Origin of the sequence: Nonomuraea sp. MG754425 (assembly GCF_021699195.1) — a bacterium.
Taxonomy (GTDB): domain Bacteria; phylum Actinomycetota; class Actinomycetes; order Streptosporangiales; family Streptosporangiaceae; genus Nonomuraea.
Genome location: NZ_SSXE01000187.1, coordinates 1 through 20,259, shown reverse-complemented (window position 1 = coordinate 20,259; position 20,259 = coordinate 1). Strand labels below are relative to the sequence as shown.

General features: G+C 72.9%; 15 protein-coding genes and 2 pseudogenes. 15 read left to right on the top strand and 2 right to left on the bottom strand.

Annotated elements, in window-relative coordinates; translation table 11 throughout:
• Positions 1–99 precede the first annotated feature (99 nt).
• From FAF44_RS42550 to FAF44_RS42515, 8 genes are all read left to right on the top strand, one after another.
• Positions 100–1,077, top strand: a complete 978-nt coding sequence (locus tag FAF44_RS42550; RefSeq protein ID WP_308193478.1) for a DUF1702 family protein — start codon at positions 100–102, stop codon at positions 1,075–1,077.
• Positions 1,074–3,017, top strand: a complete 1,944-nt coding sequence (locus FAF44_RS42545; RefSeq protein ID WP_237109083.1) for a CRTAC1 family protein — start codon at positions 1,074–1,076, stop codon at positions 3,015–3,017. The genes FAF44_RS42550 and FAF44_RS42545 overlap by 4 nt, the downstream gene beginning before the upstream one ends.
• Before the next feature lie 4 nt (positions 3,018–3,021).
• Positions 3,022–3,993, top strand: coding sequence for an enediyne biosynthesis protein (locus FAF44_RS42540; RefSeq protein ID WP_237109082.1), 972 nt, complete (start codon positions 3,022–3,024; stop codon positions 3,991–3,993).
• Complete coding sequence (locus FAF44_RS42535; RefSeq protein ID WP_237109081.1) at positions 3,990–9,773, top strand: type I polyketide synthase; 5,784 nt, start codon at positions 3,990–3,992, stop codon at positions 9,771–9,773. Before FAF44_RS42540 ends, FAF44_RS42535 begins: the two co-directional genes overlap by 4 nt.
• A 4-nt stretch (positions 9,774–9,777) precedes the next feature.
• Positions 9,778–10,206, top strand: a complete 429-nt coding sequence (locus FAF44_RS42530) for a thioesterase family protein (protein ID WP_237109080.1) — start codon at positions 9,778–9,780, stop codon at positions 10,204–10,206.
• A gap of 22 nt (positions 10,207–10,228) precedes the next feature.
• On the top strand, positions 10,229–10,756 hold the full coding sequence (locus FAF44_RS42525) for a flavin reductase family protein (protein WP_237109079.1): 528 nt from the start codon (positions 10,229–10,231) through the stop codon (positions 10,754–10,756).
• A complete protein-coding gene (locus FAF44_RS42520; protein ID WP_237109078.1) occupies positions 10,753–12,135 on the top strand; it encodes a cytochrome P450 in 1,383 nt (460 codons plus the stop codon). Before FAF44_RS42525 ends, FAF44_RS42520 begins: the two co-directional genes overlap by 4 nt.
• A gap of 292 nt (positions 12,136–12,427) precedes the next feature.
• The gene (locus FAF44_RS42515; RefSeq protein ID WP_237109077.1) at positions 12,428–12,580 is read left to right on the top strand and encodes a hypothetical protein; all 153 of its coding nucleotides are present in this window, start codon (positions 12,428–12,430) and stop codon (positions 12,578–12,580) included.
• Here the strand turns inward: FAF44_RS42515 and FAF44_RS42510 are convergent.
• Positions 12,562–12,783 (bottom strand): annotated as a pseudogene (locus FAF44_RS42510) (helix-turn-helix transcriptional regulator); the annotation flags it as partial. The gene FAF44_RS42515 and the pseudogene FAF44_RS42510 overlap by 19 nt on opposite strands.
• Positions 12,784–13,195: 412 nt before the next feature.
• Here FAF44_RS42510 and FAF44_RS42505 point away from each other — a divergent pair.
• From FAF44_RS42505 to FAF44_RS42485, 6 genes and pseudogenes are all read left to right on the top strand, one after another.
• Positions 13,196–13,603 (top strand): sigma-70 family RNA polymerase sigma factor, encoded by a 408-nt coding sequence (locus FAF44_RS42505; RefSeq protein WP_237109076.1) that lies wholly within the window; start codon positions 13,196–13,198, stop codon positions 13,601–13,603.
• A gap of 8 nt (positions 13,604–13,611) precedes the next feature.
• The gene (locus tag FAF44_RS42500) at positions 13,612–14,172 is read left to right on the top strand and encodes a DUF5987 family protein (protein WP_237109075.1); all 561 of its coding nucleotides are present in this window, start codon (positions 13,612–13,614) and stop codon (positions 14,170–14,172) included.
• Positions 14,169–15,821, top strand: a complete 1,653-nt coding sequence (locus FAF44_RS42495) for a GMC family oxidoreductase N-terminal domain-containing protein (protein WP_237109074.1) — start codon at positions 14,169–14,171, stop codon at positions 15,819–15,821. The genes FAF44_RS42500 and FAF44_RS42495 overlap by 4 nt, the downstream gene beginning before the upstream one ends.
• Positions 15,822–15,832: 11 nt before the next feature.
• On the top strand, positions 15,833–16,951 hold the full coding sequence (locus FAF44_RS55305; protein ID WP_272895783.1) for a carboxymuconolactone decarboxylase family protein: 1,119 nt from the start codon (positions 15,833–15,835) through the stop codon (positions 16,949–16,951).
• Positions 16,948–17,256, top strand: a pseudogene (locus FAF44_RS56500) (maleylpyruvate isomerase N-terminal domain-containing protein); the annotation flags it as partial. The gene FAF44_RS55305 and the pseudogene FAF44_RS56500, both read left to right, overlap by 4 nt.
• Positions 17,231–17,626: a maleylpyruvate isomerase family mycothiol-dependent enzyme gene (locus FAF44_RS42485; RefSeq protein WP_368857790.1), complete on the top strand. Its 396-nt coding sequence runs from the start codon at positions 17,231–17,233 to the stop codon at positions 17,624–17,626. The pseudogene FAF44_RS56500 and the gene FAF44_RS42485, both read left to right, overlap by 26 nt.
• Before the next feature lie 156 nt (positions 17,627–17,782).
• Here the strand turns inward: FAF44_RS42485 and FAF44_RS42480 are convergent, their stop codons facing one another.
• On the bottom strand, positions 17,783–17,926 hold the full coding sequence (locus tag FAF44_RS42480) for a hypothetical protein (RefSeq protein WP_237109072.1): 144 nt from the start codon (positions 17,924–17,926) through the stop codon (positions 17,783–17,785).
• Positions 17,927–18,219: 293 nt separating this feature from the next.
• On the opposite strand from FAF44_RS42480, the gene FAF44_RS42475 reads away from it, so the two are divergent.
• On the top strand, positions 18,220–19,806 hold the full coding sequence (locus tag FAF44_RS42475; RefSeq protein WP_237109071.1) for an acyl-CoA carboxylase subunit beta: 1,587 nt from the start codon (positions 18,220–18,222) through the stop codon (positions 19,804–19,806).
• Positions 19,807–20,259: the final 453 nt, after the last annotated feature.

Sequence of the window (20,259 nt, the reverse complement as noted above, 5' to 3'; positions counted from 1 at the left end):
AAACGGCCTCCGAGCTGAGCAAACCCGAAGTTGTCCAGCCACCGCACGGCATGTGTCAATGAGAAATAGATTGCACAGCGATAAGCGGCGGAGGCTGATTTGGCTAGCGCATTGCGGTCGTTCAGACGCAAAATTCTGGTGCCGGACGTAAAAGAAACCAAACTCGAGACCCGCGGCTTCTGGCTGAAGAACGCGGCATCAAAGGAATTACTCGAGACGGTCGGCGAATACTTTCTCGCCGGCTACGGGTACGCGGTGGAGTCGCGCACCGTCGAAGAGGCCGAGCTGCTGCTCGAAGAAGTGCCCGCGCGTTTTCGCGGCTTCGCCTACGAGGGCGCGGGCATGGGCTTCGCCATCCTCGACTGCATGACCTTCGGCAACCTGCGCAGGACCTCGGCCTTCCTGCGCGGGCGCGGGCACCACCACAACTACATGGTCTACGTGGGGATCGGCTGGGCGATGGCCCGCCTGCCCCGCTTCCTGTGGCCGAAGCCCGCCCCGCTCGACCCGCTGCTGCTGTGGCTGGTCCACGACGGCTACGGCTTCCACCAGGCCTACTTCCACACCGAGCGGTACGTGCACCAGCAGGCCGAGGAGACCGGCTTCTCCTGGCCGCGCGGCCAGGAGGAGTACGCCGCCCACGCCATCGACCAGGGCATCGGCCGGGCGCTGTGGTTCGTCGCCGGCACCAGCGCCGAGCAGGCGGTCACGCTGGTCGAGCGCTTCCCCGAGCGTCGGCACGCCGACCTGTACAGCGGCATCGGCCTGGCCGCCACCTACGCGGGCGGCGCCGACGAGGCCGAACTGCGCTGGCTGCGCGAGCGGGCCGGCGCCCACCGGGGGCCGCTGGCCCAGGGCAGCGTGTTCGCGGCCGAGGCCCGCCTGCGCGCCGGCCTGCTCTTCCCGCACACGGAATCGGCCGTGGGGATTCTCTGCGGCACCACGGCGGAGGAGGCGGCCGGGATCAGCCGCGCGACCCGCCCCACCACGACAGCGCAGGACTGGCCGCCCGCCTACGAGCGGTGGCGCCGGCGCATCGCCGAGATGTTCGTCTTCCATGGAGGTGTTCCCTCGTGAGCTCGGTAGCCGCGTGGTTGCGCAAGCAGGCGGCGGGCGTCGTCGCGCTCGCGCTGATGATCACCATGTTCGCGATCGGCCGCCCGACCTTCGCCTCCGACGCGACCAAGGCGGAGCTGGCCGGCGCGTACGGCTTCACGTCGCTGGCGGTCGCGATGCCCGGCGGAGGCGTCCCGAAGACCGTCCGCAAGGTGAACCAGGCGTACAAGCACATCGACGCCTGGATCTCCTCGGTGGGGGCCGCGGTCGCGTTGAACGACCTCGACGGCAACGGCAGGGACGACGACCTGGTCATCGTGGACACCCGTACCGACCAGGTGGTGGTGACCCCGGCGCCGGGCGGCGCCGGTGAGCGCTACCGGCCGTTCGCGCTGGGCTACGGCGCGCTGCCGGTGGACGCCACCATGGCGCCCATGGGCGCGGTGCCCGCCGACTACAACGACGACGGCCGTATCGACCTGCTCGTCTACTGGTGGGGCCGCACGCCGACGCTGCACCTGCAGCGCCCCGGCAGCACCACGCTGGACGCCGCCGCGTTCACGGCGAGCGAGCTGGTGCCGAACTCCGGCGGCGCGAAGTACACCGGCCCGGTGTGGAACAGCAACGTCGCCACGGTCGCCGACTTCGACGGCGACGGCAAGCAGGACATCTTCGTCGGCAACTACTTCCCCGACGGCAGCCCGATCCTCGACAGCACCAAGGACGGCGGCGTCGAGATGAACCACTCGCTGTCGCACGCCACCAACGGCGGCAGGGACTACTTCTTCCGCGGGACCGGCAACGGCGGCTTCACCTGCATCGAAGACGTGCTGCCCGGCGAGGTCTCCACCGGCTGGGAGCTCGGCGCCACCTCCGCCGACCTCGACGGCGACGGGCTGCCCGAGCTGCTGCTGAACAACGACTTCGGCCCCGACCACCTGCTCTACAACACCTCCGTCCCCGGGAAGATCCGCTTCGCGCCCACCACCGGGATCCGCGACCTCGGCGTGCCCAAGTCCAAGGTCCTGGGCGAGGACTCGTTCAAGGGCATGGGCTCGGACGCCGGCGACCTCAACCACGACGGCATCCTCGACTTCTTCGTCAGCAACATCACCACGCCGTACGGCATCCAGGAGAGCAACTTCACGTTCCTGTCCACCTCGAAGAACCAGGCCGAGCTGCGGGCCAGCCTGCGCCGCGGGGAGGCGCCGTGGAAGGACCTCAGCGCCGAGCTGCGCACCGCCTGGTCGGGCTGGGGCTGGGACCCCAAGATCGAGGACTTCGACAACGACGGTGACGCGGAGATCGTCCAGGCGACCGGGTTCGTCAAGGGCGACGTGAACCGCTGGCCGCCGCTGCAGGAGCTGGCCGCCTCCAACGACGGCGTCACCCACAGCCCGAAGTCCTGGCCGAACGTCACCGAGGGCGGCGACATCGCGGGCAGCCAGACGCTGGCGTTCTTCGCCAAGGGCCCCGACGGGCGCTACGCCAACCTGTCGGAGCAGCTCGGCCTGGCCGTGCCGGTGCCGACGCGCGGCATCGCGACCGGCGACGTCAACGGCGACGGCCTGCTCGACTTCGCCGTCGCGCGGCAGTTCGAGGCCCCGGCCTTCTACCTGAACACCAGCAGGTCGCAGGGCTCCTTCCTGGGGCTGCGGCTGCTGCACCCGCCGGCCGCCGGCCAGGCGGAGACCGGCACGGCCGGGTCGCCGGTGATCGGCGCCCAGGTGCGCGTGACCGGACCCGACGGGCGCGTCTTCATCGGCCGGGTGGACGGCGGCAGCGGCCACTCGGGCAAGCGCGCCCACTCCGTGCACATCGGCCTCGGCGCGAACGTGACCGGACCCGTGCGGGCCGAGCTGAGCTGGCGCGACCGCACGGGCACGCAGCACCGGCAGGAGCTGACGCTCTCCACCGGCTGGCACACCCTCGAGCTCGGCACCCAAGCGAAGGAAAAGTGACGACATGGCCGACAAGGCGAAGAACCCGCCACGTCACGATCCCCGAGTGATCACGGCACTGCGCAGGTTCGCCATCTCCATCTCCGTGTTCAACATCCTCGGCTACACGCTGTTCGGCTTCGAGCAGCCCTGGTCGTGGCCGTTCGTGGCGCTGGCCACCGGTTACACCACGGAGATCGTCCTGGAGCTGATCGGGGCCCGCGTGGAGGGCCGCGCGCCCAGGTTCCTCGGGAACGGCGTGCGGGGGCTGGTGGAGTTCCTCTACCCGGCGCACATCACCGCCATCGCCCTGAACATGCTCATCTACGTCAACGACCAGGTGCTGGTCATGATGTTCGGGGTCGTCGTCGCGGTCGGCGCCAAGTGGGTGCTCAGGGCCCCGGTGCGCGGCCGGATGCGGCACTTCATGAACCCGTCCAACCTCGGCATCGCGGTGATCCTGCTGCTCCTGCCGTGGGCCAGCATCGCGCCGCCGTACCACTTCACCGAGAACGTGGACAACCCGATCGACTGGATCATCCCGGCCGTCATCATCATCGGCGGCACCATGATCAACGGCAAGCTGACCGGACGGATGTGGCTGATCGCCGGCTGGGTGGGGGTCTTCGCCCTTCAGGCGGTGGTGCGCGGGCTCATCATCGACGACATCTCGATCCTCGGCGGCCTGTCCATGATGACCGGCGTCGCGTTCATCCTGTTCACCAACTACATGATCACCGACCCGGGCACGAGCCCGTCGAGACCGCTGTCCCAGGTCGCGTTCGGCGGCGGCGTCGCCGCCGTGTACGGGCTGCTCATGGGCATGAACATCCCGTACGGGATCTTCTTCGCCACGGCGGCCGTGTGCCTGGTCCGGGGCGGCTTCCTGTGGTCGCTGCACATCGTGGCCAAGGCCCGCGAGCTCGACGCGGCCAGGGTCAGCGCCGACGCCGAGCAGGCGCTGGAGCGCGCAAGGGAAGAGGTCGCGAAGGCATGACGAGGATCGCCATCGTCGGCATGGCCTGCCGATATCCGGACGCCGCCTCTCCCCGCGAGCTGTGGGAGAACGCGGTCGCCGGCCGCCGGGCCTTCCGCCGGCTGCCGGACGAGCGCATGCGGCTGGAGGACTACTGGGATCCGGATCCCGCCGCGCCCGACCGCTTCTACGCGCGCACCGCCGCGGTCATCGAGGGCTACGCCTTCGACCGGGTGGGCCACAAGATCGCGGGCAGCACGTACCGGTCCACGGACCTGACCCACTGGCTCGCCCTCGACATGGCGGGCCAGGCCCTGGCCGACGCCGGGTTCGCGCAGGGCGCGGGGCTGCCGCGCGAGCGCACCGGCGTGGTCGTGGGCAACACGCTCACGGGCGAGTTCAGCCGGGCGAACGTGCTGCGGCTGCGCTGGCCGTACGTGCGGCGCACGCTGGCCGCCGCGCTCAAGGAGGAGGGCTGGGACGACGACCGGCTGGCGGAGTTCCTGGCCGGTTACGAGGCCGCCTACAAGAGCCCGTTCCCGCCGGTGGACGAGGACACCCTGGCCGGCGGCCTGTCCAACACCATCGCCGGGCGCATCTGCAACCACTTCGACCTCAACGGCGGCGGCTTCACGGTGGACGGGGCCTGCTCGTCCTCGCTGCTGTCGGTGGTGACGGCGGGCAAGGCGCTGACCGACCGCGACGTGGACGTGGCGCTCGCGGGCGGGGTGGACCTGTCCATCGACCCGTTCGAGCTGATCGGCTTCGCCAAGACCGGCGCGCTGGCCAAGAGCGACTTCCGCCTGTACGACCGCCACTCCAACGGCTTCTGGCCCGGTGAGGGCTGCGGCATGGTGGTGCTGATGCGCGAGGCCGACGCGCTGGCCGCCGGACGCCGGATCTACGCCACGATCGCCGGGTGGGGCATCTCCTCCGACGGCCGGGGCGGGATCACGCGGCCGGAGGTGAGCGGGTACCTGCTCGCGCTGCGGCGCGCCTACGACCGGGCCGGGTTCGGCGTCGAGACCGTCCCGCTCTTCGAGGGGCACGGGACGGGCACGGCGGTGGGCGACGCGAACGAGCTCACCGCCCTGTCGCGGGCCAGGTCCGAGGCGCTCCCGGACGGGGCCGCCGCGGCGGCCCCGGCGGCGCTCGGCTCGGTCAAGGGCATGATCGGCCATGCCAAGGCCGCCGCGGGTGTGGCGGGCCTGATCAAGGCGGCCATGGCCGTGCACGAGCAGGTGCTGCCGCCCACGATCGGCTGCGTCGATCCGCACGAGCTGCTGGACGGCGAGTCGGCCCCGCTGCGGATGCTGCGCGCGGCCGAACCGTGGCCCGACGGCGCCCCGCTGCGGGCCGGCGTGACCGCCATGGGCTTCGGCGGCATCAACACGCACGTCGTGCTGGAGCACACCGGCCCCCGGCGGCGCATGTCGAGCCGCTCGAAGGCGCTGGCGGGCTCCGGCCAGGACGCCGAGCTGCTCCTGCTGGACGGCGCGTCGTGGGAGGAGCTGCGGGCGCTGGCCGGCGAGCTGCTCGACTTCGTGCCGAAGCTGTCCTACGGCCAGCTCGCCGACCTGGCCGCCACGCTGCGCGGGCGGCTGCGCGGCCTGCCGTGCCGGGCCGCCGCCGTGGTCTCCTCCCCGGAGGACGCCGAGCGGCAGCTCACCCGCGTACTGGCGGAGCTGGGCACGCGCGAGGAGCCGGACGGCCCGGACGCCGTCGAGAAGACGCTGGTCACCCCGGACGGCAAGGTCATGGTGGGCCGCGCCCGCGCCCTGCCCAGGGTCGGCCTGCTCTTCCCCGGGCAGGGGTCGGGGCTCGGCACCGGGCGTGGCGCGCTCGGCCGCCGTTTCCCCGACGTCGCCGAGGTCTACGCCCAGGCCGCGCTGCCGGCCACCGGTGACATGGTGGCCACCTCGCTCGCCCAGCCGCGCATCGTCACCGGCTCCATGGCGGGGCTGCGGGCGCTGTCGCTGCTCGGCATCGAGGCGCGGGCGGCGGTCGGGCACAGCCTGGGCGAGCTCGCGGCGCTGCACTGGGCGGGCGCGATGGACGAGAGCGCGCTGCTGCGCGTGGCCACCAAACGCGGCCGGGCCATGGAGGAGCACAGCGCCTCCGGCACGATGGCCGGCGTCCGGGCCGCGCCCGAGCGGGTGCGGGAGCTGATCGGCGAGCTGCCCGTGGTGATCTCCGGTTACAACGGGCCGTCGCAGACGGTGGTGGCCGGGCCGGTCGAGGCGGTGGAGCGGTTCGGCCGGGCGGCCGAGGTGGCCGGTTTGACCTGGACCCGGCTGAACGTCTCACACGCCTTCCACTCCCCGCTGGTCGCCCCGGCGGCCGAGGCGCTGGCCGGGTACCTGGCCGAGGAGCGCTTCGGGCCGGTCGGCCGGCGGGTCGTCTCCACCGTCACCGGGACGGCGCTGGACCCGGACACCGACATCCCCGGGCTGCTGCGCCGGCAGATCACCGCCCCGGTGTGCTTCGCCCAGGCGCTGGAGGCGATGGCCGCCGAGGTGGACCTGCTCGTCGAGGTGGGCCCCGGCCGGGTGCTGAGCAGGCTGGCGGCCGAGCTGACCAGCGTGCCCGCCGTCGCCATGGACACCGACAGCGAGTCGCTGGCGGGCCTGCTCGGCGTCGTGGGCGCCGCCCACGTGGCCGGGGTGCCCGTCGCGGGCGAGGAGCTCTTCCACGGCCGGCTGATCAAGCCGCTGGAGATCGGCGCCCGGTTCACCTTCTTCGCCAGCCCCGCCGAGCAGGCGCCGCAGGTGCGCGTCAAGGACGTGGCCGCGCCCGCCCGTATGGCGGAGTCCGCGGGCGAGCCGGGACGGGAGACGGCCGGTGCCACGGCGGGGCCGGCCGGCGAGTCCACCGTCGAGCTGCTGCGCCGGCTGGCCGCCGAACGCGCGGAGCTGCCGCTGGAGCTGGTCAGCGGGGACAGCAAGCCGCTCGACGAGCTGCACCTCAGCTCGGTCACCGTGATGCACATCATCGACCAGGCCACCCAGCACCTGGGCGTGCCCGCCGGGCAGGCCCCCGCCAACGTGGCCACCGCCACGCTGCGGGAGCTGGGCGACGCCCTGGACCGGCTGGCCACGCAACCGCGTGAACAGGCGGCCACGGGCGTGGCGGCGGCGGCCTCGTGGGTGCACCCGTTCGCCGTCGAGCTGGACGAGCAGCCGCGCCCCCGCAAGGCCGATGATCGGCCGGGCGGGGAGTGGCGGGTGTTCGCGCCGGCCGGGTCGAGCCTGGCCGGGCCGCTGCGCGCGGCCCTCGAACGGGAGACGGCCGGGTCCGGCGTCCTGGCGTGCCTGCCGCCGCTGTGCACGGCGGAGGACCTGGAGCACGCGCTGCTCGGCGCGCAGGCCGCGCTGGCGGCCGGGCCGGGCACCCGGTTCGTCCTGGTGCAGCACGACCGGGGCGCGGCCGGGCTGGCCAAGACGCTGCACCTGGAGAGCGGCCTGCGCACCACGGTCGTGCACCTGCCGGACGGGCCCGAGACGCCCGCCTGGGCGGCCGCGGAGGTGGCGGCGGAGGTCTCGGCCACCACCGGCTTCTCCGAGGTGCACTACGACGCCGGCGGCGTGCGGCGGGTGCCGACGCTGCGGGCGCTGCCGGCGCGGCCGGCGGCCGTGACGGCGCCGCTGTCGGCCTCCGACGTCCTGCTCGTCACCGGGGGCGGCAAGGGCATCACCGCCGAATGCGCCCTGGCGGTGGCGAGCACGGCGTCCCCGGATACGGACATGGCGTCAGGAGCGGGTGCCGCCAGGCTCGCGCTGCTCGGCCGGTCCGACCCGCGCACGGACCCCGAACTCGCCGCCAACCTGCGGCGCATGGTGGAGTCCGGGTTCACCGTCCACTACGTGCGGACCGACGTCACCGACCCCGCCCAGGTGCGGGCGGCCGTGGCCGAGGCCGAGCAGGCGCTGGGCCCCGTCACCGCGGTCCTGCACGGCGCCGGACGCAACGAGCCGGAGAGCCTGGCGGGCCTCGACATGGACGCCTTCCGCCGCACGTTCGCCCCGAAGATCGACGGCCTGCGCAACGTGCTGGAGGCGGTCGACCCGGACCGGCTGCGGCTGCTGGTGACGCTCGGCAGCATCATCGGCCGGGCGGGGCTGCAGGGCGAGGCGCACTACGCGACCGCCAACGAGTGGCTGGCCGACCTGACCCGCGAGTGGGGCGAGCGGCACCCGGGCTGCCGGAGCGTGTGCACGGAGTGGTCGGTCTGGTCCGAGGTCGGCATGGGCGAACGGCTGTCGGTCGTGGACCGGCTGTCCGAGCAGGGCATCACGCCCATCCCGGTGGACCGGGGCGTCGAGATCATGCGCCGCCTCGTGACGGACCCCGCCGCGCCCGGGGTGGTGGTGATCAGCGGGCGCACCGAGGGCATCCACACCGTGCGCCGCGAGGAGCCGGAGCTGCCACTGCTCCGCTTCGTCGGCACGCCGCTGGTCCGCTACCACGGGGTGGAACTGGTCAGCGAGGTCGAGGTGAACGCCGGGAGCGACCTGTACCTGGCCGACCACCTCCTCGACGGCAACCTGCTGTTCCCGGCCGTGTTCGGCCTGGAGGCCATGTCCCAGGCGGCGTACGCGGCGACCGGCCGGACGGGCACGCCCGTCATCGAGCAGGCGCGGTTCCTGCGGCCGATCGTCGTGCCGCCGGGCGGGAGCACCCGGCTGCGCGTGGCGGCGGCCGTGACCGGCGCGGACACCGTCGCCGTGGCCATCCGCAGCCAGGAGAGCGGCTTCGACGTGGACCACTTCACGGCCGTGCTGCGCCTGGACGGCGAGGGCGTGCCCGAGGGTCCGCCCGAGCAGAGCCGCGACGGGCTGCCGCCGGTGGCGCTCGATCCGGACACCCAGCTCTACGGCGAGGTGCTCTTCCAGGGCAGGCGCTTCCAGCGGCTGCGCCGCTACCACCGCGCGGCGGCCCGCGAGGTGGACGCCGACCTCGGGGTGGTGCGGGAGGGCGACTGGTTCGCCGGCTTCCTGCCCGCCGACCTGCTGCTCGGCGACCCCGGCATGCGCGACGCGCTCATGCACGGCAACCAGGTGTGCGTCCCCGACGCCACGCTGCTGCCGACCGGCGTCGAGCGGGTCTACCCGGCGGGCGGCGCCCTGGCGGAGGCGGACGAGGTGCGCTACTGCGCCGTCGAACGTGCCCGCGACGGCGACGCCTATATCTACGACATCGCGGTCCGCACGAAGGACGGCGAGGTCGTCGAACGCTGGGAGGGGCTGCGGCTGCAGGCCGTGCGCAAGCAGGGCGGCGCGGGGCCGTGGGCTCCGCCGCTGCTCGGCACGTACGTGGAACGCACGCTGGAGGACCTGACCGGGGTGCGGGTGGCGGTCGTCGCCGAGCCGGGCGACGGCGTGGAGAGCCTGGCCGCCGAACGTCTGGCGCACGGCCCCGCCACGCCGGACGGCGTCGTGTCGGCGAGCGTTCCCGGGCTGACGCTGTGCGCCGGCGCGCCGGCCCTGGCCTGCGCGATCGTCCCCGTGACGGAGGACACGGACGAGCCGGGCGCGCTCGCCGGCGAGATCGCGGCACGGGCCGGGGAGAGCCCCGGCACCGCCGCCGCCCGCGTCCGCGCCGCGCTCGACTGCGTCCGGGCCGCCCGGCCGACCCAGCCGGACGGCGCGCTGACCGTCACGCGGGCCGGTTCGGACGGGTGGACGCTCCTGGCGGCCGGCGGCCCGTCGGGGGAGCCGCTCACGGTGGCCACGCTCGCCACCACGGTGAGCGGACGCACCGGCGCCGTCGTCGTCGCGATACTCACCGAAGGCAGGCCGTAGCGCCATGAGCACGTACTACGAGTACCTCCACACCGTGGGCTTCGAGGAGACCAACCTCGTCGGCAACGTCTACTACGTCAACTACCTGCGCTGGCAGGGCCGCTGCCGGGAGATGTTCCTCAAGGAGCGGGCCCAGGACGTGCTCGCCGACCTACAGGAGGATCTCAAGCTGTTCACGCTCAAGGTGGACTGCGAGTTCTTCGCGGAGATCACGGCCTTCGACGAGCTGTCCATCAGGATGCGGCTGATCGAGCTGTCGCAGACGCAGGTCGAGTTCGGCTTCGACTACGTGCGGGTCACCCCGGGCGCGCCCGAGGCCCTCGTCGCCCGTGGCCGGCAGCGGGTGGCCTGCATGCGGGGGCCGAACACCAGGACCGCACCCGCGAGAGTCCCCGAGGCGCTCGTCAGGGCGCTCGAACCGTACTCGGCCTAGAGGCGGATCCAGGAGGTTGATCGTGCAAGTCCATTCAGCAACCGACGCGGACGCCACGGCGCTGCGCAGGGCCTTCGGCGCCTTCGTCACCGGCGTCACCGTGATCACGACGGGCGGCCCCGTCCCCCATGCCATGACGGCCAACTCCTTCACCTCCGTGTCACTCGACCCGCCGCTGATCCTGGTCTGCATCGGCAAGGGCGCGGTGATGCACCAGTGCCTGTCCGAGACCTCGTCGTTCGGGGTGTCGGTGCTGGCCGCGGAGCAGGAGGCGGCGGCCCGGCACTTCGCCGACCGCTACCGGCCGCTGGGCCTGGCCCAGTTCGACGCCGTCGAGGTGACGCCGGGCGAGGTCACCGGGGTGCCGCTGATCGCCGGCGCCTCGGCCGGGTTCGAGTGCGAGGTCTGGCGCGCGTACGACGGCGGCGACCACACGATCTTCCTCGGCAAGGTGCTGTCCCTGCGCCGGCAGGACGACAGCGCCGGGCTCCTGGTCTACCGGGGTCAGTTCGGGGAGATCAGCTCCGCGTTGCAGGGGGTGTCGGTGTGACCGCCGTCGGCACCCGGCCCGTCTCCCCCGCCTCGCGGGGGAGCCTGCCGCCCGGCCCTCCCGGCTGGGCGGCGCCCGCCCTCTACCGTCGGCTGGTGGCCGACCGCCTGGCGCTGATGTCCAAGGCGACCGGCCGCTACGGCGACGCGGTGCGGATGACGATCGGCCCGAAGACCATCTACGTGTTCAACCATCCCGACCACGCCAAGCACGTCCTGGCCGACAACAGCGCCAACTACCGCAAGGGCATCGGCCTGTCGGAGGCCCGGCGGGTGATCGGCGACGGCCTGCTGACCAGCGACGGCCCGCTGTGGCGGGAGCAGCGCAGGACCATCCAGCCGCTGTTCCAGAACAAGCGGCTGGCCCGCTACGACACCGTCGTGGCCGAGGAGGCGGCGGGGGTGGTGGAGCGGCTGCGGGCCCACGCGGGAGGCGGGCCCGTGGACGTGGCCAGGGAGATGACCGGGCTGGCGCTCGGCGTGCTGGGCCGTACCCTGCTGGACGCGGACCTCGGGGCGCACGCCTCGCTCGGGCACGCCTTCGAGGGGGTCCAGGACCAGGCCATGTTCGAGATGGTCACGCTGTCGATGGCCCCGTTGTTCCTGCCGCTGCCGCTGCACCTGCGCTTCCGGCGGGCGCGCGGCGAACTGCGCCGGATCGTGGACGAACTCGTCGCGGCCCGGCTGCGCAACCCGACGGACGGCAGCGACCTGCTGTCCCTGCTGATCGCCTCCACCCGGTCGCTGGCCGACCCGTGGGAGGCGCAGCGGCGGCTGCGCGCGGAGCTGATCACGGTGCTGCTGGCCGGGCACGAGACCACGGCGAGCACGCTGTCGTGGGCCTTCCACCTGCTCGACCGGCATCCCGAGGTCTGCGAGCGGGTGCGGGCGGAGGCGACGGAGGTGCTGGGCGACCGGCCGCCGGTCTTCGAGGACCTGCGGCGGCTCACGTTCACGGCGCAGGTGATCGAGGAGGTCATGCGCCTGTACCCGCCGGTGTGGGCGCTGACGCGGGTGGCGCGGGAGAGCGACGAGGTCGGCGGCTTCCACGTGCCCGCCGGGACGGACGTGCTCATCTGCCCGTACACCCTGCACCGGCATCCGGCGTACTGGAGCGAGCCCGACCGGTTCCTGCCGGAGCGGTTCGACCCGGCCGCGCCGGCCGAGCGGCCCCGGTACGCCTACATCCCCTTCGGGGCGGGGCCGCGCTTCTGCGTGGGCAACCACCTCGGGATGATGGAGGCCACGTTCGTGCTGGCGATGGTCTGCCGCGACCTGCGGCTGACCGGCCTGCCGGACGCCGGTCAGCCGGCCGGACAGTTCGGCGTCCTTGCCGGACAGCAGGTCGCGCAGGGCGAGCAGCACGGGCGGGTCGAGTGAGCCCATCGGCTTGAGCCGGATGTCGGCGCGCTCCGTGCCGCCGCCGCCGACCGCGATCGGCCCGATCCGCGCGATGCACGTCCTGGCGTCACCGGCGGGCGGGTAGTGGACGGCGTCCTCGCCGGCCTCGGCCGTGGACTGCGCGATCAGGTACCACTGCCCCCGGGGCACGTTCTCCATCACGTACGGTCCGGGCCGCCTGATCAGGCTGAAGCTGGCGGGCCTGCCCTCCAGGATCTGGCCGGGGAACAGGCCGGCGAAGACCGGCCGGTCCGGCAGGGGGGAGGTCACGATGCCGTGCAGGGTCGCGGTGGGGGCGCCGTTGGTCTCGGCCCGTCCCTGGGTCAGGTCCTGGGCCGTGACGCTCATGAAGCGCCGGTACCTGCTCGGTGACAGGCCCACGCTGTGGGCGAAGCGCGAGCTGAAGGTGCCCACACTGGAGTAGCCGACCTGGTGGCTGATGTGCGTGATGCTCAGCGACGTGGCGGCCAGCAGCCGCTTGGCCTCGCGTAAGCGCACCGCGGACAGGAACCGTCCCGGTGACAGTCCGGTCAGCCGCTGGAAGGCCCGCGAGAAGTGGAACTTGCTGAACAACGCGGTGCGCGCCATGTCGTCGATGGTGAGCTGCTCCCCATGGTTCTCCTGCATGCTCTCGATGACTCTCAGGACCGCTCGTTCGATGACGTCGTCCATATGGCCTCCCGCGCCCGGGAGGGCCGTGGCCGCGCAACTCCTGTCGATGCCCGGTCCCTTGGGACCGGCGTATTCCCCAGGCTTGCGACGTTTCCCCGACACCCCGGCTGAATTGCCTTTCGGTTGCCACTGGGTACACGCTTTCGCATACGTCGTTCGCTGCATGGCGGTCGCCCTTTTCGAGAATTTTTCGCGATACGGCGTGGAGACCGCCGATCGGCGGCATTGCCGGATCCCGACGCGGTGACGGCGCGAGCGTATGCGCGTCGCGGCTTTTCCGGCAGGGCCGGCCGGAAGAACTGGGGTGGCGACGCCGGAAACAGGGGGCGGCCCCGGGCCACGGAATTCCGCGCGGTCGGATAACCTCGTGCAACGCACCCTGCTCGCCCTGCACCGCCACTGGGACGACCTCGACCGCCGCGACCACATCGAAGCCTACGCCCGACAAATCATGAAACGCCTGCTCATCAGCGACCGCCGCGCCATGCGCTGGTCCCGCGAGATCCTCATCGGAGCACCACCCGACCCCACCCCCGCGCAGGACCCGTACGAGCTGGTGAGCGAACGCATCGTGCTCATGAACGCGCTCGCCACCCTCGGACCCCGGCAACGGGCGACGATCTTCCTGCGGTTCTGGGAGGGGCGCAGCGCCGAGGAGACCGCGCGCGTCATGGGCAACGAGTCCTCCACCGTGCGCAGCCAGACCCTCAGGGCGTTGAGCACGCTGCGCTCCGCACTGGGGGTGCGCGCCGACCGCACCCCGCCGACTGACTAGGGGAGACGATGGCTTCATCGCCTGAAGAGACCAAGGTGGAGACGCTGGAGGCGCTCGCCGACACCATCGTGCCCGGCCCCAGGCGCGGGCCCCGGGACCGCGCCGTCGCGGGCGTGAGCCGGACCGGCGGCGCGGTCGCCGCCGGCGCGCTCGACCTGCTGCGCTGGGACGCCACCGGCGTCAGCGGCAGCCTGGACGACTACGCCCGCTCGCTGAACGAGCACGCCGGCGGGTACGCCGCCGAGCACGGCATCGCCGTGGACGAGGACACACCCGCGTTCGTGGCCCTGCCGTACGACGACCGCGCGGCCCTGGTCCGGCAGCTCACCGCACCCGGGCACCCGGAGAAGGCGTTGTGGGTGCTGCTGGTCCTGTTCTGCTACATGGCCTACGACTCCGCCGCCCACCTGCACACCGCCGACGCCATCCGGGCGGGGCATCCGGGCCTGACCGCCATGGGGATCACCCGGCCGGACGACGACGGCCTGTGGCGCTTCCCCTCCTGGTCCTACGGCCGCCCGCTCGCCGACCCGCATCCGGACACCACAGCCTCAGGGAGCCCCAGATGAACGACGTCGAGCGCACCGACGTGCTGGTGATCGGCAGCGGCTTCGGCGGCGCCATCCCCGCCTACCACCTGGCCGCCGGCGGGGCGCGGGTCGTCGTCCTCGAACGCGGCCCGTGGCTGGACACCGCCGAGTACGAGCACGACTTCAAGCTGGGCTCGTCCTACACCCGGATCTTCGACTTCACCGTCGGCGACGGGATGAGCGTGCTGGGCGGCAACTGCGTGGGCGGCGGCAGCGTGGTCTACTTCGCCGCGATGCCGCGCGCGCCCCGCTTCGTCTTCGAGCGCCGCGGCAGCGTCAAACGCCGCATGTGGCCCGCCGCGATCAGCCGCGACACCCTGGAGCCGTGGTACGACCGCGTCGCCGAGTCCATCTCGATCACCCAGCAGGGCTGGGAGGACGTCTCGTACGCGGGGGGCCTGTGGGCCGCCGCCTGCCGGCACTCGGGCCGCTCCGCCAACCCCGTGCCCGCCGCCGTGGACACCTCGGCCTGCGTCAACTGCAACTGGATGATGGCCGGCTGCCGCTTCGACGCCAAACAGTCGCTGCTGGTCAACTACCTGCCCGCGGCGATCGCGCACGGCGCCGAGGTCCGGCCGCTGCACGAGGTGCAGAGCATCACGCGGACGCCGGACGGCGGCTACCGCGTCCACTACAAGATCGTGCACGGCGAGGACTACCGGCTGACCGAGGGCGAGGGCCGGATCGAGGCGAAGGTGGTCGTCCTGGCCGCCGGGGCCGCCGCCACGCCGGTCATCCTGCAGCGCAGCGAGCGGGAGCTCGGCGCGATGCCGTACGCCGTGGGCCGCTACTTCTCCGGCAACGGCGAGCGGCTCAACACGGCGGTGCTGAACGAGGACCGGGTGCGCGAGGTGCTCGGCCTGGAGCGGGGCGACGGCCTGGCCTACGCCGCCAACCAGATCGGCAAGGGCCCGACCGTGGCCAACTGGGACCGGCTGGACGGCTCGCTGCCCGAGTACACCCGCTACTCGCTCGAACAGCTCTACTTCCCGCCCGGCCTCGGGACCATCCTCGCGCTGGCCGACGGGCCGGAGCCGACGTGGTTCGGGCCGGCGAAGAAGGAGATGCTGGAGCGCTGGCAGTCCTGGCTGATCATCTTCCAGATGATCGAGGACGACAACGAGGGCGTGTTCGGGCCGCCGCCCGAGCGCGGCAACGCCGACCGCGTCTCCCAGCAGATGCTCGGCGTCGGCAGGCTCTCCTACAAACCGACCGCGACCACGCAGGCCGCCTGGGCGATGGCCGACGCCGAGTGCAAGGAGATCCTGGAGCGCGACGGGCTGGCCACCGTGACCCCCTGGACGAACGACCTGGTCGGCGCCTACACGGTGCACCCGCTGGCCTCGTGCCGGATCGGCGACGACCCGTACACCTCGGCGCTGGACGACCGGCACGAACTGCGCGGCCACCCGGGGATCTTCGTCACGGACGGCTCGGCCGTGCCGGGCGCACTGACCGTGAACCCGGCGATGACCATCTCCGCGCTCGCCGAGCGGGCCGTGCCCGCGATCGTCGCGGCGGCGCGGGAGCGCGGCGTCGAGGTCGAGTACGGCGCGCCCGCCCCGGACGGCTCCACCGCGGGCCGCCGCGCCGCCGCGCCCCTGGCCGCCGCCCTGCTGCGCGGATAGGGGCGCGGGCGATGGGCAGGCTGCTCAGCCGGATGACCGCACGGGGCGCGCTCGCCCAGATCCGGCACGTGCACCCGGTGCGGCCGGGCGCGGCCCGGGGGCTGGTGGCCGAGGTGTACGCGCAGGTCGAGCGGGACTTCGGGATGCTGGCCCCGCCCCTGGCCCTGCACTCTCCCGCACCGCCGGCGCTGGCGGCCTGCTGGCTGCTGTTGCGCGAGTCGCTGCTCGCCTCCGGCGCGGCGGGGCGGGCGGCCAAGGAGCAGGTGGCCATGGAGGTGTCGGCCGGCAACGCCTGCCCGTACTGCGTGGACGTCCACGGGGCGACCCTGCGCGCCCTCCCCCGCCCGACCGGCACGCCCGGCACTCCCGGCGCTCCCGGACGACCGGGCGTGCCGACGGCGGCGGGCGTCACGACGGAGGGGGCGGCGGGCGCGGAGCTGTCGGCCGAGGCGAGCGTCACGACGGCGGCGGCGGCGGAGCGGCCGGATGCCGGCACGGAGCTGGCCGCCGTGGCGATGACCTTCCACTACCTCAACCGCATGGTGAACGTGTTCCTGGGCGACTCGCCGCTGCCGCCGGAACTGCCGAAGGGCGCGCGCGGCCCGGCGCTGCGGCTGTTCGGCGCGCTCATGCGACCGGCCGCGGCACGACCGGTGCCGCCGGGCGCCGCGCTCGGGCTGCTGCCGGCCGCGCCACCACCCGGCGACCTGGCGTGGACGGCCCGGGTGCCCCGGCTCGGGCACGCGTTCGGCGCGGCGGCAGCGGCGATCGAGGCGGGCGGCGAGCGGCGCCTGCCCACGGCGGTGCGCGAGCTGGTCACCGAGCAGGTGGCCGCGTGGGACGGCGACCCGCCAGGACCGGGCCGCGACTGGGCCGGCCAGGCCGCCGCCGCGCTCCCCCCGGCCCAGCGCCCGGCCGCCCTCCTGACCCTGCTGACGGCGCTGGCCTCCTACCAGGTGGACCGGCGGGTGGTCGGGGAGTTCCTGGCCACGACCCCGGACGGCGACGGCGAAGCCGCGCTCATCGAGGCCACCGCCTGGGCCGCCCTGACCGCCGCCCGCCGGCGAAGCGGCCACTCCCGCGACCGTACGGACGCAAACAACAGCCGAACGAAAGGAACGAGGACGTGACAGAGCTCGAGACAGTACTCGGCGACCTGGCGGCCGACGGCGACCAGCTCGACCGTCTGGTGGCGGGCCTGGACGCCGAGCAGTGGCGGCGCCCGACCCCGGCCTCCGGCTGGACGGTCGCGGACCAGATCGCGCACCTGACCTTCGTCTTCCGCCTGGCCACCGCCGCCGCCACCGACCCGGCGGAGTTCGAGTCCATGACGGCCGGTTCCCGCCGGCGAGACCGTGCCGTGGCTGGTCAACCCGCTGCCGCCGATCGTGCTGGCCTGCGCGGGCATCATGGAGCAGTTCGCGCACGGGCAGGACATCGCCGACGCGCTCGGCACCCGGCTGGAGCGGGGCGCGAGCATGGCGCACCTGGTCGTGTTCGCCGTGCTCACCCGGGACTTCGGCTACCAGTCGCGCGGCCTGACCCCGCCGGCCGAGGAGTTCCGCTTCGAGATCACCGGCCCGTCCGGCGAGGTCTGGGCGTACGGGCCCGAGGACGCCGAGCAGCGCGTCTCGGGACCGGCGGAGGACTTCTGCCTCCTGGTGACCCGGCGGCGGCACCGCGACGACCTCGCGGTCACGGCCACCGGTTCGCTGGCGGACCACTGGCTGGACGTCGCCCAGGCCTACCGGGGACCGGCGGGCCCCGGGCGGCAGCCCGGCCAGTTCGCCCGCGTCACCGTCTGAGTGCCCTCGTGGCGGGCCGCCACGCGCACCTTCGCCGGAAACGGCGAAACCCCCGCGACCGGGAGTCGCGGGGGTTTCCTCATTCCTATTGTTTTTTCGGCAATATTCCTCCTCCTGGGCCGTTCAATTCTGTCAATTCAGCGGTATCGGTCTGCGTTACGGGGCGGGCCAGGTGTTGCCGTCGGTCCCGGGGACCGGCCAGGTGTTGCCGTCCGCCGCCGGGACCGGCCAGGTGTTGCCGTCCGCGGCGGGAACCGGCCAGGTGTTGCCGTCGGCCGCCTGGGCGGCGGTCGCGCTCATCGACCAGACGATCAAACCGGAGACAATTGCCAGGACCCACTTGGCGACTTTCTTCGCGAAAATGTTGTTCAGCATTTCTCCGCCCTCTTTCCTGTCATTTTGTTCTGGCGTTTCCCTTGCACTTCCAACTTTGCTCCGCCGCAAGCCCCCGAACCAGGTTTCCGCGCTGCAGCAAGCTGCACGCCGCGTCCGCTTCCTGCCAGGCCCACCCGGGTCCAGCACTGGAGGAGGTGACATGAAACGGCCACCGATCTTTAACTGGAGGAAGCTGACGAGCCCCCTGAGGAGGGAAGATGAGCATCGCCCCCGAGGTCCTCAAGGAGGCCGCGGCGCCTTCCATGGACCGCCTGCGCGAGGAGCTGGACCGTACGCGGGAGGAGGTGGCGCGCGGGAACGCGCGGGCCGTGGACCGCCAGCACTCGCTGGGCAAGCGCACCGCACGCGAGCGGCTCGCCCTGCTGCTGGACGAGGGCTCGTTCCTGGAGATCGAGATGCTGCGCCGGCACCGGGCCCAGGGGCTCGGCATGGAACGGCAGCGTCCGCACACGGACGGGGTGGTGGCCGGATCCGGCACCATCGACGGCCGCCGGGTCTTCGTCTACGCGCAGGACTTCACCATCTTCGGCGGCTCGCTCGGCGAGGCCCACGCGCAGAAGATCCAGAAGGTGATGGATCTGGCGCTGGCGGCCGGGTCACCGTTCATCGGGCTGAACGACAGCGGCGGCGCCCGCATCCAGGAGGGCGTGCAGTCGCTCAACGGCTACGGCGGCATCTTCCAGCGCAACGTGCAGGCGTCGGGCGTGATCCCGCAGATCGCCGTCGTGCTGGGCCCGTGCGCGGGCGGCGCGGCGTACTCCACGGCGCTGGCCGACTTCACGTTCATGGTCCGCGACACCGCGCAGCTCTACCTGACCGGCCCCGACGTGGTGGAGGCGGTCACCGGCGAGCGGATCACGCACGCCGAACTCGGCGGCGCCCAGGTGCACGGCACCCGGTCGGGGCTGGCCACGTTCGTGCACGAGGACGAGGAGAGCTGCCTGGCCGCCGTCCGCGACCTGGTCTCGATGCTGCCCGACAACAACCTGAGCCGCCCGCCGACGCTGCCGCCGCGCGGCGCGGCCACCGAGTCACGGCCCCGCCTGGCGAGCATCGTGCCCGTCGAGCCGAACAAGCCGTACGACATGCGCCTGGTCCTGGCGGAGCTGCTGGACGACGGCGACTTCCTCGAACTGCACCAGAGCTGGGCGCCCAACGTGATCTGCGCCCTGGGCCGGGTGGACGGCCACGTGGTCGGCGTCGTGGGCAACCAGCCGACGGTGCTCGCCGGGGTGCTGGACGTGACCGCCTCCCAGAAGGCCGCCCGGTTCGTCAGGTTCTGCGATGCCTTCTCGATCCCGATCGTCACGCTCGTGGACGTCCCCGGGTTCCTGCCGGGCAAGGAGCAGGAGCACGCGGGCGTCATCCGGCACGGCGCGAAGCTGCTCTACGCCTACTGCGAGGCGACGGTGCCGCGGATCCAGGTCGTCATCAGGAAGGCGTACGGGGGCGCGTACATCGTGATGGACTCCCGCTCCATCGGCACCGACCTGTCGTTCGCCTGGCCCACGAACGAGATCGCGGTGATGGGCGCGGAGGGGGCGGTGAACATCATCCACCGCAAGGAGCTGAGCGCCGCCGCCGACCCGGCGGCCCGGCGCGCCGAGCTCCTGGAGCAGTACCGGGCCGAGCTGGTCCATCCCGCCTACACCGCCGAGCGGGGGCTGGTGGACGCCGTGATCGATCCGGTGGAGACGAGGTCGGCCGTGGCCCGCGGCCTGTCCATGCTCCGCGACAAGCGCAAGCAGACCCCTCCCCGCAAACACGGCAACCTCCCCCTCTGACGGGGCTCCCCTCACCGTCGCCGGTGAGTGGGGTGCGTCACCTTCACCGAGCGGGGGCCGGCACCGATCGCGCTGTCCGGCTGCCCGCTCGACGCATGTCCTCGATGTCGCCGTTCTCGATCTGAGACGCCCAGGATGGGCTTGCGGAGCTCCCTGAGGCGACGGACGGCGACCTCCTGGGCGTCAAGCTCGGTGTGCGCCTCGGCCTGCCCGCAGCGCGTCTCGGCCGTGACGTCCCGCCGGCGGCGCTCGTCGATCGCTCTCCTCGCCCTGCCCGACGGGCCTCGGGCTTTGCCGGGTGGTGACAGCATGCGGCGGGGACGTGCAGGTTGCTGACGTCGCCGACGCTGGATCGTGCCCGTCGCGGATCCCACAGTGGGAAGTGCGCAAGCCATCCCACGACCCCGATCCCCGACGAGGACGAAAACCATGCTGATCCAGGTCACCCTGAGC